We start from the raw sequence: 13,946 nt of genomic DNA on the forward strand, positions 1-13,946 counted from the left end.
CCTCCGGTGGCGTCTTCCCTTCCAGCACACCACATCCTCAGGCGCACCACACCGGGCGCTACTTCGGGACGGCGGCCAGCCCGGTGCAGCCGCGCAGCCCGTCCCGGCGCTTCAGCGCGGCGGTCGCGGCGGCGCCGGTCTCCGGGGCGGGGACGCCCTGGGAGTTGACCTGGGCCGGGGTGAAGACCTCGCCGGTGACCTTGCCCTCGCCGGTCAGGGTGAGGGTGGTGACACCGGTCTCGTTGGAGTTGGCGTAGCTGGAGGTGCCGTACCAGAGGAAGTTGCCGAATCCGTAGGCGACATAGGTGTCACCGAGCATGCCCGCACCGAGCATGGTGTGGGCGTGGGTGCCGACCACCGCCGAGGCACCGGCGCCTGCGAGCCGCTTGGCCAGGGTGGTCTGCGCGCCGGTCGGACAGGCCACGCCCTCCTCGCCCCAGTGCAGGTAGACGATCACCACCGGGGCCTGGGTCCTGGCCTTTTGCACCGCCTTGACCAGCGCGTCCGCCTCAAGTGCCGAGGCGATGCCGGGCTTGTCGGCACCGGCCCGCCACTTCTGGTTGGTCAGGTCGACCACCTGGCTCGCCCCGAGCACCGCGACCTTGACCCCCTTCACATCCGCCACGTGGGCCGCGAACGCCTCCTCGGCGTTCTTGCCGAAGCCCACCACGGGTATCGGCGAACTCGCCTTCGCCGCCAGGGTGTCGGCCAGGCCGGACGGGCCGAAGTCGACGGCGTGGTTGTTGGCCATCGAGACGATGTCCACGCCGGAGTCCTGGAGCACCTTGAGCGAACTGGCCGGCGTCCTGAAGGTGTACGTCTTCGGCTCCGGCGCACCCCGCTCGGTGATCGCGGTCTCCAGGTTGAGCACCGAGAGGTCGGCGGCCGCCAGCGTCTTGGAGATCGGTCCGAGCGCCTGCTCGGGTGCCTTGACGTTGAGCCGGGCCTCGGTCCGGCCCTCGAAGTGCACATCGCCCGCGAAGGCGATCGTGATGGTCGCCGCCGGGTTGCCGGCCGCCGGCTGCGACGGTGCGGCCGAACCGCCCGTCGCCGCCGGGGATCCGGACCTGCCGCCGTCCACGTGGTCCGCGGCTCTGGAGGGCGGTTCGCCGCCGCACGAGACGAGGCAGGACAGGCTGACCAGCAGTACGGCAGCGGACGCAGCGCGGCGCATTGGAATTCCCCCGAAGTCGATGTGGCAGAGAGACTACCGACACGCCCCCACAGGTTCTCCATGCCCCCTCCACAGATGCGGAGGGAAGGACTCCGGATCCACTCTCACCTTCACATCGGCAGCGAGCGCAGCCGCACCGCACCGGCCGGCCACTCCACCCCCTCGTGCAGCGGCGTCCACATCGTGCACAGCGGCATCACCACGGCCCCGCCGGGCTGCTCGACCTCGACCTCGCCCGCCACCGGCTGCCAGCCGAGCCGCCGGTACACCGGGGCGATCTGCGGCCGGCAGAACAGCAGCCCGTACGGCGGCCCCGCCGTCCTGGCGTGCTCGATGGCCGCCCCCACCACCGCCCGGGCCAGCCCGCGCCCGCGCAGGTCGGCGGCGACCGCCACCCCGCCGACGCCCATCACCTCCGTCTCCAGCTCGCCGATGGCTATCGGCAGCCGCAGCAGGCCGGTGTGCGCGACCAGGCGCCCGTCCAGCCGGATGCCGAAGTGCTCCTCCTTGTGCAGCCAGCTCAGTCCGAGGTGGGCGACGCCGAACGCGTCCGTGGTGTCGCCGAGGATCTCGGCCTTGTCGTCCTCCGTGTACCGAGCGAGCCGGACCGGGGCGAGCGGGAGCTGATGATCAGTCATCCCGACATGATCCCCTTCACCGTCGCAGCCCGACAACGGGGGCGGTGGTGCCCCGGGTAGGGTGATCGGATGTCCCTGCTCAGCCTGCACGACAAGGGCGTTCTGGCCGCCCGCCTCGGGCGTGACCCGGCGCTCCATCAGATGGAACTCGGCGATCTCGACGACCTGTTGTGGCCGCACACCACCTGGTACACGCTCAGCGACGACGGCCCGGTGGCCCTGCTGTACAACGTCGGTGAGCCGCCCACCCTGCTCGGGCTCGTCCGCCCCGAACAGGCCGCCGAATCGCGGGAACTCGCGAACGCCCTGCTGCCCGTGCTGCCGCGCCGCTTCCTCGCCCACCTGTCGGCGGACTCGCTCCAAGTCCTGTCCGCCGCCTACGCGGTGAAGAGTCACGGCACCCTGCGGCGGATGGTGCTCACCGACCCCACCCTGGCCGACCGGCACCCGGTCGGCGACTGGCGGCCCCGCCCGCTGAGCCGGGCCGACCTGCCGGAGCTGACCGCCCTGTTCGCGGCGAGCTACCCGGGCAACTGGTTCGACCACCGGATGCTCGACACCGGCCACTACCTCGGGGCCCGGGACGACTCCGGCAGCCTGGTCGCGGTCGCCGGCGTACACGTCCACTCCCCCGCTCACCGGGTGGCCGCCCTCGGCAACGTGACCACCCATCCGGCCGTCCGGGGACGCGGGGCGGCCGCCGCCTGCGTCGCCGAGCTCTGCCGCCTGCTGGCCGGCACCGTCGACCACATCGGGCTCAACGTCCGCGCCGACAACACCGCGGCCGTCCGGCTCTACGAGCGCCTCGGATTCACCTCGGTGCTGGAGTTCGAGGAAGCTGTCCTCACCGCCCTCTGAGACCCGGCGGGCGGGCCGGCGTCAGAGCCGCACGGGAGCCGCAGGCGCGGATACCGGCGCGGGCCGCATCTCGGGGGCGGCTCCGGACACCTCCACCACCGGAGCCTCACGCCCCGACCCCTCCGGCGGCGCCGGGAAGCGCTCGGTCAGCCCCCGGAGCAGGCGCGCGTATGCTTCGCGTTGGGGCGTCCGGGGCTCGACCCGCCCTTTCTCCCAGGTCCAAATGGTCTCGCGTTTCACCTGCAGGGCGTCCGCGATCTGCTGCTGGGTCAACCGGGCGGCTCTGCGCAGGCGGGCCCGCTCCGCAGGGGGAGGCAGCTCCTCCGCTTTCGCGAGCAGCGCGTCCACTGCTTGGAACAACGACCCCGGTTCCGTCATTACGCCACCTCTGCGCAGTACCCTAGCCTCGATGTCACTACGGATCTAACACCCACACCGGTGCTGCCGGTGGAGTCCTTTCGGCCATTAGGCGCAATACCGTGGTCCACGTCACGTAATTCGATCCGTAACGGATCGACCTGCCCCGCGATGAACGGGGAGGTGTTGTCGCGCGGGAACGAGTTCCCGTACCGCGTTGTCCCACTCCCCCTTGTGAGAGGCTCCTCGTGTCGCTCAGCTCGACCAGCAGGGTTTCCGTCGCCGAGAAGAAGCGTCCCGCCAAGCGGGCGGCGGCCAAGGCCGCGGTGGCCGCTCCGCAGTCCACACCGTCCTCGGAGGACGGCGGCGACTGGGAGGACGACAAGGAGCAGGCCGCCGCCGAGCCCGAGGAGCAGGAGGGCGGGGTCTTCGTCCTGTCCGACCGGGACGACGACGACGCGCCCGCTCAGCAGGTGGCCACGGCCGGTGCCACCGCCGACCCGGTCAAGGACTACCTGAAGCAGATCGGCAAGGTCCCGCTGCTCAACGCCGAGCAGGAGGTCGAGCTCGCCAAGCGGATCGAGGCCGGCCTGTTCGCCGAGGACCGGCTCGAGGTCGACGACACCCTGACCCCGCAGTTCCGCCGCGAGCTGGAGCTCCTCGCCGAGGACGGCCGCCGGGCCAAGAACCACCTGCTGGAGGCCAACCTCCGCCTGGTGGTCTCACTGGCCAAGCGCTACACCGGCCGCGGCATGCTCTTCCTGGACCTGATCCAGGAGGGCAACGTCGGCCTGATCCGTGCGGTCGAGAAGTTCGACTACACCAAGGGCTTCAAGTTCTCCACGTACGCCACCTGGTGGATCCGGCAGGCGATCACCCGGGCGATGGCCGACCAGGCCCGCACCATCCGGATCCCGGTGCACATGGTCGAGGTCATCAAYAAGCTGGCCCGGGTCCAGCGCCAGATGCTCCAGGACCTGGGCCGCGAGCCCACCCCGGAGGAGCTGGGCAGAGAGCTGGACATGACCCCCGAGAAGGTGGTCGAGGTCCAGAAGTACGGCCGCGAGCCGATCTCCCTGCACACCCCCCTCGGCGACGAGGGCGACAGCGAGTTCGGTGACCTGATCGAGGACTCCGAGGCGGTCGTCCCGGCCGACGCGGTCTCCTTCACCCTGCTCCAGGAGCAGCTGCACTCCGTCCTCGACACCCTGGCCGAGCGCGAGGCGGGCGTGGTCTCGATGCGCTTCGGCCTCACGGACGGTCAGCCGAAGACCCTGGACGAGATCGGCAAGGTCTACGGCGTGACCCGCGAGCGGATCCGCCAGATCGAGTCCAAGACCATGTCGAAGCTCCGCCACCCGTCCCGCTCGCAGGTCCTGCGCGACTACCTCGACTAGACACCCTCCTGGGCCTGGGCCCGGGCCAGCAGCGCCTCGCTGCGGGCCAGGTCCAGCAGGTGGCCGATGCCGCGCTGGAGGTCGGCGGCCTGTTCGGCGAGCGGGACGGCGCCGGCCGGGTCGCCCTGGTGCAGCCGGGCGGTGGCGATCACCAGCAGGGCGCGGGCCTCCAGCGGGCGGTAGCCGCCGGTGTGGCAGAGCTCGACCACCCGTTCGGCGAGCCGGACGGCCTCGGCCGGGCGGTGCTCCAGCAGTTCGACCTCGGCCAGTCCGAGGGTCGCCCGCAGTTCCGGGTGCCGTACGCCGCTGGTCACCGCCAGCCGCAGGGCGCGCCGCAGGTACAGGGCGGCGGGGCGGCTGTGGCCCATCGCCAGCCGGTACCCGCCGAGGGCGAGCAGCGCGCCGCACTCCGCGAACGGGTCCCCCGTCCGCAGCACCAGTGCGAGCGCCGTACGGGCGTCCTGCAGCGCCTCCTCGGGGCGGCCGGCGGAGAGCGCCACCGCCGACCGTTCGACCAGTGCGGCGGCCTCGCCGTCCAGGTGACCCAGGTCACGGTCGATCAGCTGCGCCGTGCTCAGGTCGCGGCTCGCGGCGTCGAGATCACCCCGGCGGTGCCGGAGTACGCCGAGGTTGATCAGCGCGGCCGCCTCGCCGCGCCGGGCCCCGGCGGACCGGTGGATCTCCAGGGCCTCCGCCAGATGGGCCTCGGCCTCGGTCAGCCGGCCCGCCATCAGGTAGTCGGCGCCCAGGTTGTTGTGGTTGATCGCCATGCCGGTCCGCCGGCCGAGCTGCTGGTAGACCGCCAGCGCCGCCGACATGTACTCCACCGCCTGGTCGGCCCGGCCGAGGATCGAACAGGCCACCCCGATCCGCTCCAGCGCTGCGGCCCGGAAGCGGTGCAGCTCGGCCGGACCGTCGGTGATCCGCTCGGCCACCCGGACGATCCAGCGGTTGTAGCCGACCGCGCGCCAGTAGTCGCCGGTGCAGTGGTGGGCCATCGCCAGGCTGGTGAGCGAGGCCATCACGGCGGCCCGGTCGTCCCGGGCCAGCGCGGCGGCCAACGCGGTACGGGCCACCGGCAGCCAGTGCGGGTTGCCGCGCCGGGCGGTGTAGTGCGGGCGCAGCGCGTCGGAGAGCAGCCAGGCCATCTCGGGTGCGCCCTGCGCCACCGCCGCGCTCTGGGCCAGCACCAGGGCGGCCTCGTGCCGGGCGATCCAGGCGGCGGCCGCCCGCGGATCGGCGAACGGTTCGCCGGGCAGCCGCAGCGCCCCCGGGATCGGCAGCCGGACGAACTGCGGGAACAGCGTCCGGGCGGCCGAGTCCGCCCGGTGCAGGTACAGCGTGTACAGCCGTCGGGAGGCCGCCAGCCGCTCGGCCTCCGGGTCGCACTCCAGGCCCAGCAGCTGGGCGTAGCGGCGGAGCAGGTCGTGCACCGTGTACCGGTCGGCGGCCAGCTGGGTGATCAGGTGCGCGTCCAGCAGCCGGCGCAGCAGCGGGGCGGTCCGCTCGGGGGTGGAGCCGGTCAGTGCGGCCGCTCCCCGGGAGCCGAACTCGGGGACCGGCAGCAGGCCGAGGCGGCGGAACAGCAGTTGCTGATCGGGGGTCAGCGCCTGGTACGAGTAGTCGAAGGCGGTCCGGATCCCGGCCTGCTCGTCGCCCAGCACCTCCAGCTCGGCCAGTGAGCAGGTGCCGGACAGGGCGAGGGCCCGGTCGGCCAGCGTCGGGTAGTCCGTCCCGGCCAGCCCGGCGGTGGCGATCCGGATCGCCAGCGGCAGCTGGCCGCAGGTGCGGGCGATCTCGGCGGCGGCCTCCGGTTCGTCGGCGACCCGGTCGGAGCCGACCAGCCGGGCGATCAGCGCGACCGCCTGATCGGGTGTCAGCAGGCCGAGCCGCAGGTCCCTGGCACCGTCCCGGGCGATCAGGCCGGTGAGCCGCTCCCTGGAGGTGACCAGCACGCAGCTCAGCGGCCCCGCGGGCAGCAGCGGGCGGACCTGCTGGGCGGTGCGGGCGTTGTCGAGCAGCAGCAGGACCCGGCGCTCGGCCAGCACCGAGCGGTAGAGCCCTGCGGCCTGCTGCTCGTCGGCGGGGATCTGCTCGGGCCGGACGCCCAGCGCGCCGAGCAGTTGGGCCAGGGCCTGGCCCGGTGTCATCGGTTCACCGGGGCCGTGGCCGCGCAGGTCGAGGTGGAGCTGGCCGTCCGGAAAGTGACCCCGGGCCTGCTGGGCCCACCAGGTGGTGAGCGCGGTCTTGCCGACGCCCGCCATGCCGGAGACCAGCACCAGCGCGGGCAGGCCGTCCGGGACCAGCGCGTCCAGCTCCGCGAGCTCTGCCCGACGGCCCGTCAGCTCCCGTACCACGGGCGGGAGTTGGCGCGGTATCACGGCGGGCGGCGGGCTCGGCCTGAGCGCGGTCCGGTCACCGGCGAGCAGTCGGCGGTGGGCGTCGGCGAGGGCCGCGCCGGGGTCGGAGCCGAGCTCCTCGCGCAGCCGGGTGCGGGTGCGCTCGTACAGCTCCAGGGCCTCGGCGGTCCGGCCGCCCTGCCGGAGCGCCAGCAGCAGGAGCGTCACCAGCGGTTCGGCCAGCGGGTGTTCGGCCACCAGCGGGGAGAGCTCGGCGGCCACCAGGCCGTGCCGGTCCAGCCGTAGTTCGGTGCGGTAGCGGCTGGTCTGGACCTCCAGGTACTCCCTGGTCAGGGTCTCCCGCATCCGGTCCGCCCAGGCGCCGGGTACGCCCGCCAGCGGGCTGGCCCACAACCGGGCCGCCACGCCCAGGAGTTCGGCCGAGCGCGGCCGGTCGCCGTCCCGCTCGGCCCGCTGGGCGTCGGCGGCCAGCCTGCGCATCCGGTGCACGTCGATCTGCTCGGGCTCGGCGGTCAGGGTGTAACCCGCGCCGTCCCGCAGCAGTTGGAGGCCCGGCCAGGGCTCGAGCACCCGGCGCAGCCGGGCCAGGTACGCGTAGAGGGTGCTCCTGGCGGTGGGCGGCGGCTGCTCGTCCCAGACCCGGTCGATCAGTTGGTCCAATCCCACCTGGCGGCCCGGTGTCATCGCGAGCACGGCGAGCACGGCGCTCTGCTTCGCCGTCCCGGCCGGGACGAAACCGGCCGGGGCGAAACCGTCCGGGGCGAACCCGTCCGCTGCCGTTATCCCGACCCGGCCGAGCAGTCTGACCAGCACGTGCACCCCGTTCGTCGTCCCCTGCGGTCCCTCGCGGCCGAAGGTGGTTCTGCCGGTGGGCCGTCCGCCGGGCCGGTCCCGCCCGCCGGAGTGTCCACCTGATCCGGGCCGTCCGGCGGGGTGTGCCGTCGGCCCGTGCAAGATTCTTGCAATCGGGCTGGGCGAGACTGTTCCCGGCCCCGGAGTTCCGGGGTCCGGCGGCCCGCAGGGGCCGGTTGGGCGCGCGCGGGGGCGTGCTGCAGCCGGTGGTCCTGTCGGGCCGGCGAGTGGTGCGGGCAGGTGGTTCGCTGACCTACGGAGACCCCGTGGGGACAGGTGCCCACCGGAGGCGGGCTCCATACACCCGCGCCGGTGTCCTGTCGCTGTTCCTCGGAGTTCCCGTACCCGCGGTCCCGGTAGTGCTCACCGGCGACCGCGGAGCGGACCACCTCGCCCCGCCGAGGTCCGGTCGGGGCGCGCGGGCCCCCCGCCCGGCGGCTGATCCGCCGTCACAACATCCGTCGCATGCACACCCTCGGCCAACGGTCCAGGCCGTGGGCCGTCTCGCCGGCCCGGACCGCCCGCAGGCCGGGCCCGATCTCCTCGGCCGCCATCACCTCGAAGCCGCAGCGCACGTAGTACGGCGCGTTCCAAGGGACTTGGGCGAAGGTGGTGAGCGTCAGCGCGGGTACGCCATCCGCCCTCGCCTGCTCCGCCAACCGCTCCAGCAGCGCCCGGCCGATCCCGAGCCGTGCACTGTCCGGGTGCACCGACACCTGCTCGACGTGCAGACACCCGTCCACCGGCTCGGCCACCAGGTAGGCCACCGGCGCATCCGCCTCGTCCGCGGCCACCCACGCCAGACCGGCCGCCTGATACCGCGCCAGCTCCTCGAGCGACGGCGGTGCGTCCTCGGCGATCTCCGCCATGCCGACCTCCCGGAAACACCGGCCGGCAGCCACCTCGATGCCCTGCAGGACGGGAAGGTCGGCCGCCCGTACGGCCCGAATGCGCATGACCGCATTCTCCCCGTCAGCAAGGCTGTCGCCGACCGGTTTTCGCCCGGGCGCGGGCGGGCTCAGCCGGTGGCGGCGCCGAACCACTTCGGCAGGTGCTCGAGCAGCTCCTGCTGGTCCGCCCCGGCCCACGCCACGTGGCCGTCCGGCCGCAACAGCACGGCGGGCACGTCCAGTTCCCCGCCGGCGTCGACGACGTGGTCGACCCGGTCCGCCCAGCCCGCCACCGAGAGCTCGCCGGTCCGGTCGAGCAGCAGCCCGCGGCCGCCGTGCATCAGCTCGTAGAGGCGGCCCTGCTTCAGCTGCAGGTCCCGCATCCGCCGGCCGAGCAGCTCGTGGCCCTCGCCGAAGTCGTAGCCGACCCCGACCGCGGTGATCATCTCGGTCACGTACCGGTTGACCTCCTCGAAGTCCATCAGCTTCGAGAACAGCTCCCGCAGCGCGGTCGGACCCGGCTCGGTCCCCAGCAGCGTGATCTGCGCACGGGTGTTGGCCAGTACGGCGGCGCCCACCGGGTGCCGTTCGGCCTGGTAGCTGTCCAACAGCCCTTCCGGCGCCCAGCCGTTGACCGCGGCGGCCAGCTTCCAGCCGAGGTTGAACGCGTCCTGCACACCGAGGTTGAGCCCCTGCCCGCCGGTCGGCGGGTGGATGTGCGCGGCGTCGCCGGCCAGCAGCACCCGGCCGACCCGGTAGCGCTCGGCCTGCCGGGTGGCGTCACCGAACCGGGACAGCCAGCGCGGCGAGTGCACACCGAAGTCGGTGCCCGCGGTGGCTCGCAGCTGCTGCTTGAAATCCTCCAGGGTCGGCTCGGCCGCCCGGTCCTCGGCCACGCCGTCGGCGGGCACCACGATGCGGTACGCCCCGTCCCCGGTGGCACCGACGCCGAACCGCAGTTGGGTCTTGCGGACCTCCTCGACGACGGCGGTGATCGTCGCCTGATCCGCCGTCAACTCCATGTCACCCAGCAGCGTCTCCACCTTGGCGGGCTCGCCGGGGAAGCCGACGCCGAGCAGCTTGCGCACCGCGCTGCGGCCGCCGTCGCACCCCGCGAGGTAGCGCGAGCGCAGCTGCGTACCGTCCGCCAGCTCGACCGTCACCCCGTCCTCGTCCTGGCTCAGGCCGACCACCTCGCAGCCGCGTCGGATCTCCACGCCGACCTCGAGCGCGTGCTCGTTGAGCAGCCGCTCGGTGACCGGCTGCGGGGTGGCGAGACCGTACGGGTGCGCCGTGTCCAGGCTCTCCGGCCACGGCTTCATGATGCCGCCGAAGAGACCGCCGACCTGGAACTTCTCACTGACCGCGAGGAACCGCTCCAGCAGACCGCGCTGGTCCATCATCTCGACGCTGCGCGCATGCAGGCCCTGCCCGCGGGACTGCATGGTCGGCTCGGCCAGCTTCTCCAGCACCACCACCTGCACGCCGTGCAGCCGCAACTCGGCCGCCAGCATCAGCCCGGTCGGTCCTCCGCCGGCCACGATCACGTCGATCATCACAAACCGTTCCTAATCAGTGAGCAGGAGTGAGTCTTGGACCCACATCTTGGCACTGCGCGCATCCCGAACGGTTTTGGGTGCGCTGGTCGCCCGCGTTCTCGTTGTCCCCGTCCGGCGGCGTGCATCGTGTGCGCGATCCGTGGCGGGGTGGCGGGTTTCCTCGCGCCTTTGGCTGCCTGGTGCGGCCTGGACGGTCCGATGCCCGTGCGCATCGCTCTGGTGTGCACGGGGCGGTGCCGTCCGTCGCCGGACCCGGTGTCCGAGGGCGCGTCGCCCGATAGCGATGCTCGCGGCATCGTGTCGGGTGGTCTTACGTCGTGGCGTGGCAAGTGGCTTCTGCCAGTGCTGCGCGCCCCACACGCTGGTGTAGGCGGGATCGACCGCGACGATCGCCAGGCCGGCCTCGGTAGCCATCGAGACGAGCCGGGCGCGGAGTTTGCCGGTCGGCATGCCGGAGATCAGCTGGCGGAACCGCTTGCGTCGGCCGTGCTTCTCGCGGGTCTTCTCGGCGGTGAAGTCCAGATTCTCCAGGGCGATCGCTGCGACACCTCGCCGTGTGGCCCAGTGGAGGAGGCGGGTGATGGCGTGTCGGATCTCCGCGTCCCGATGCTGGGCGGTGCCGGTCAGGTCGTAGGAGAAGCGGCACGGGTTGCCGACGGGGTTGCCGTGGACGTCCAACTGCCAGGCGGCGAAGTGGTCCGCGTTGGTGTCCACGCCGACCATGCCCTGGGCGCGAGCCGTCGCCAGCGGCACGGTCTGTACGACGGGCCTGGTCCATGCCGCGTCGAGGTACCAGCGGCCGCGTGCAACGTCCAGGTGGATGCGGTAGGCGACCGCCCGGTTGCTCCCGATCCGGTCGGCCCACTCGGCGCCCCGGTGCGGGAACGACACCTTCGCCGCGAGAACGTACCGTCCGCTCCTGGCGTTGGCATACTCCGCGAGCGGGGCGGGCAGCCTGATGCTCACCTCACCGTCGGGCGTGACCCGAATCGTCTCGTTGCCGAACCGTTTACCCGACTCCCCGTCAGCCGACAGGAACCACCGTGACACCTCCCAGCGTTCCCGCCACTGAGCTTCGGTCAGGTTCGCGGCAGCCAAGTTGTGGCGGCTGTTGAGCAACTTCCGTCCGCCGCGCACCACATGCACGATGCCGTTCTCACGGCCGGCGGCGACCTCAGCGCGCCGCTCCTCCAGTGCCGCGAGCCGACGGGACTTGACGAACCACTCGTGCCTGGAACGATAACCACCGGGCGCGCGCTTGGTGCCCTTCTCCCCGACCGGCAGCGACAGACGGTGCCGCAGCATCCGGATACCCGCATCCAAGGAGTCCAGGTGCGCGGCCTGGCCGCGACGCGACAGCGCCCACTGGTCGTGCGTGGCCTTGGTGACACTCCCCGCCCACCGCGACGACGACCCGACGGTCACGTCACGTTTGCGCGCGGCCCACCTCTCGTTGCCGTGGTCCAGGCCGTCCGCACAGCGCGCCTTCAGGTCCTCCGACGCCAGAGCCCCCATATGCGCGCCGACCAGCCGCAACAGCCTCTCATCCTCGGGAGTCAGATCCTTGAGCCGGTCACGGACCGTCACACCCGACGGGCCAAGACAAACGAACGGCACGTCGATCCGCCGCAGCTTCCTCCCCGCCCCAGTCACGTCATCCCCCTCCCAGCCAGTGCCACCACCCTCACACACACCACCGACAGCCGACCCATCCACCCAACAGGCCGTGATCGAAAACGCACTCGCGGGAACTCAGGTGCACCAAAACGCCCTCAATCCCCAGCAGTTCAGAACCCCCATGAATGTCTACAGACTCTTGCTCAGATGGACGATTCTGCAGCATGACCAGGGCCTTGCCACAAGCCCCCGGGGGCGCTATAAGTTGAGAGTGGCGGAGAGTGGATCAACCTCCCTGCCCGGCGTAGAGCGCGGCGAGCTCCACCCCCAGTCTGCCCAGCTCCCGCCGCGCCTCGGGCGGGTGCAGCACCTCCACCCGGGCTCCCAGTCCCGCCAGTTGGGCCGCCACCACCTCGGCTGACGGACCGTCGATCTCCAACTCGGCCCAGCCGTCCGGACCTTGACCGACCGTCCGGAGCCGGCCGCCGAACAGCCGGTGCAGCACGGCCGAGGCGTCGGGCGCCGCCCGCACCCGGACGGTGGCGGCGTGCAGCCGCTCCTCCATCCGGGCGGCCAGCTCGCGCCAGGTCACCGCCAGGTCGAAGCCGTCCGGCCGGGTGACCGGATCGCCGGTGGCCACGGCGGAGGTCACCCGGCTCAGCCGGAACGACCGCAGGCCGTCGGCCGTGTCCGCGACCAGGTAGCCGACCCCCGCCTTGGTGGCCAGGCCGAGCGGGTGGACGGTCCGCTCCCCCGCCGCCCGTCCGGGGGTCGCGTAGCCGAGCCGGACCTGTACTCCCTCCACCACCGCCCGCTGGAGCGCGTCCAGGTGCGGTTCGGCCGCCGTGCTGGTGGCCCGCGACCAGTCGGTGGGGTCGGTGAACCCGGCCCGCGCGGCGGCCTCGGCTGCCGGTCGCAGCGGCGCGGGCAGGGCCCGAACCAGCTTGCGCAGGACGGCTCTTGCCTCCGGCGAGGTGGCGGCGGGGCCGGTGGTCAGGAACAGCGAGCGGGTCTCGTCGGCGGTCAGGCCGGTCAGATTGGTCCGGGCGCCGCCGACCAGCGACCAGCCGCCGTTCCGGCCGCGCTGCGAGAGCACCGGGATACCGGCCGTCCCCAGCGCCTCCAGGTCCCGCCGGGCGGTGCGCTCCGACACCTCCAGCTCGGCGGCGACCTGAGCGACCGTCACCTGCCCGCGCTCCTGGAGGAACAGCAGGGCGGCGACCAGGCGATCGGCTCTCATGAATCCTCCGGTAATTGTGGCCAGAAGGTGGCCACTTTAACGCCCAGAGTGGAGTCATCGCCGCGAACGAGCGCGGCGCACCGAACAGTTGGAGCTGACCATGATCGTGGTGACCGGAGCGACCGGAAACGTCGGACGTCCACTGGTGCAGGCACTGGCCGAGGCCGGTGCGCAGGTGACCGCCGTCTCCCGCACCGCCGTCTCCCGCACCGCGGCCGAACTGCCGCCGGGCGTACGGCACCGGGTGGCCGACCTGGCTGATCCCGGGAGCCTGCGGGCCGCCCTCACCGGCGCCGAAGCGCTCTTCCTGCTGATCGCGGGTTCCGGCTTGGAGCTCGACCCGGACGCGCTGCTCGGCGCGGCGAAGGCGGCCGGGGTCCGCCGGGTGGTGCTGCAGTCCTCCCAGATCGTCGGCACCCGGCCGGACTTCCCCTCGCACGCCGGGCTGCGCGCCTTCGAGGAGACCGTCCGGCAGTCCGGGCTGGACTGGACGGTGCTGCGGCCCGGCGGCTTCGCCTCGAACGCCTACCTGTGGGCCGAACCGGTCCGGGCGCACCGCACGGTGGCGGCACCGTTCGGCGACGTGGGCCTGCCCGTGGTCGACCCGGCCGACATCGCCGCGATGGCGGCCGCTGCACTGCTCGGCGACGGCGGCGGTCACGCCGGGCAGACGTACGAACTCACCGGCCCCGCAACGGTTTCACCGCGCGAGCAGGCCGAGGCGATCGGCGCCGCACTCGGCGAGCCGGTCCGCTTCCTGCCGCAGAGCCCCGCCGAGGCCCGGGCCCAGCTGCTGCACTTCATGCCCGAGCCGGTGGTGGACGGCACCCTCGAGATCCTGGGCCGCCCCTCCGCCGCCGAGCAGCGGGTCAGCCCGGACATCGAGCGGGTCCTCGGTCGGGTCGCCCGCCCGTTCGCCGACTGGGCCGAGCGCAACGCCGCAGCCTTCCGCTGAGCCACCGTCACCGCCTCACCCCCGCCGCCCAAGTGGTCGGCTCCGGAAG

General features: G+C 72.8%; 10 protein-coding genes and 1 pseudogene. 3 read left to right on the top strand and 8 right to left on the bottom strand.

All coding sequences use genetic code 11. The features are described from left to right. Positions 1-58: 58 nt before the first annotated feature. Positions 59-1,174, bottom strand: coding sequence for a CapA family protein (locus ACXJMZ_RS09815; protein WP_457029598.1), 1,116 nt, complete (start codon positions 1,172-1,174; stop codon positions 59-61). 110 nt (positions 1,175-1,284) lie between these two features. After that, the gene (locus tag ACXJMZ_RS09820) at positions 1,285-1,812 is read right to left on the bottom strand and encodes a GNAT family N-acetyltransferase (RefSeq protein WP_457029599.1); all 528 of its coding nucleotides are present in this window, start codon (positions 1,810-1,812) and stop codon (positions 1,285-1,287) included. A 69-nt stretch (positions 1,813-1,881) separates the two neighbouring features. Between ACXJMZ_RS09820 and ACXJMZ_RS09825 the strand changes: the two genes are divergently transcribed. After that, positions 1,882-2,670: a GNAT family N-acetyltransferase gene (locus ACXJMZ_RS09825; RefSeq protein WP_457029600.1), complete on the top strand. Its 789-nt coding sequence runs from the start codon at positions 1,882-1,884 to the stop codon at positions 2,668-2,670. Between the two features lie 21 nt (positions 2,671-2,691). Here ACXJMZ_RS09825 and ACXJMZ_RS09830 read toward each other — a convergent pair whose 3' ends face one another. Next, a complete protein-coding gene (locus ACXJMZ_RS09830) occupies positions 2,692-3,048 on the bottom strand; it encodes a helix-turn-helix domain-containing protein (protein ID WP_457029601.1) in 357 nt (118 codons plus the stop codon). 266 nt (positions 3,049-3,314) lie between these two features. Here ACXJMZ_RS09830 and ACXJMZ_RS09835 point away from each other — a divergent pair. After that, positions 3,315-4,424, top strand: a pseudogene (locus ACXJMZ_RS09835) (RNA polymerase sigma factor); the annotation flags it as partial. Here the strand turns inward: ACXJMZ_RS09835 and ACXJMZ_RS09840 are convergent. The 5 genes from ACXJMZ_RS09840 to ACXJMZ_RS09860 form a co-directional block, all read right to left on the bottom strand. Beyond that, the gene (locus ACXJMZ_RS09840) at positions 4,421-7,597 is read right to left on the bottom strand and encodes a tetratricopeptide repeat protein (protein WP_457029602.1); all 3,177 of its coding nucleotides are present in this window, start codon (positions 7,595-7,597) and stop codon (positions 4,421-4,423) included. The pseudogene ACXJMZ_RS09835 and the gene ACXJMZ_RS09840 overlap by 4 nt on opposite strands. 488 nt (positions 7,598-8,085) lie before the next feature. Continuing rightward, positions 8,086-8,592 carry a GNAT family N-acetyltransferase gene (locus ACXJMZ_RS09845; protein ID WP_457029603.1) on the bottom strand — a complete coding sequence of 169 codons (507 nt, stop codon included), beginning with the start codon at positions 8,590-8,592 and terminating at the stop codon, positions 8,086-8,088. Between the two features lie 62 nt (positions 8,593-8,654). Further along, on the bottom strand, positions 8,655-10,082 hold the full coding sequence (rox, locus tag ACXJMZ_RS09850; RefSeq protein WP_457029604.1) for a rifampin monooxygenase: 1,428 nt from the start codon (positions 10,080-10,082) through the stop codon (positions 8,655-8,657). A gap of 12 nt (positions 10,083-10,094) precedes the next feature. Further along, positions 10,095-11,738: an IS200/IS605 family accessory protein TnpB-related protein gene (locus ACXJMZ_RS09855; protein ID WP_457029605.1), complete on the bottom strand. Its 1,644-nt coding sequence runs from the start codon at positions 11,736-11,738 to the stop codon at positions 10,095-10,097. A gap of 250 nt (positions 11,739-11,988) precedes the next feature. Further along, the gene (locus ACXJMZ_RS09860; protein ID WP_457029606.1) at positions 11,989-12,942 is read right to left on the bottom strand and encodes a helix-turn-helix transcriptional regulator; all 954 of its coding nucleotides are present in this window, start codon (positions 12,940-12,942) and stop codon (positions 11,989-11,991) included. Between the two features lie 100 nt (positions 12,943-13,042). On the opposite strand from ACXJMZ_RS09860, the gene ACXJMZ_RS09865 reads away from it, so the two are divergent. After that, positions 13,043-13,897, top strand: a complete 855-nt coding sequence (locus ACXJMZ_RS09865) for an SDR family oxidoreductase (protein ID WP_457029607.1) — start codon at positions 13,043-13,045, stop codon at positions 13,895-13,897. Positions 13,898-13,946: the final 49 nt, after the last annotated feature.

Source organism: Kitasatospora sp. P5_F3 (genome assembly GCF_054049135.1).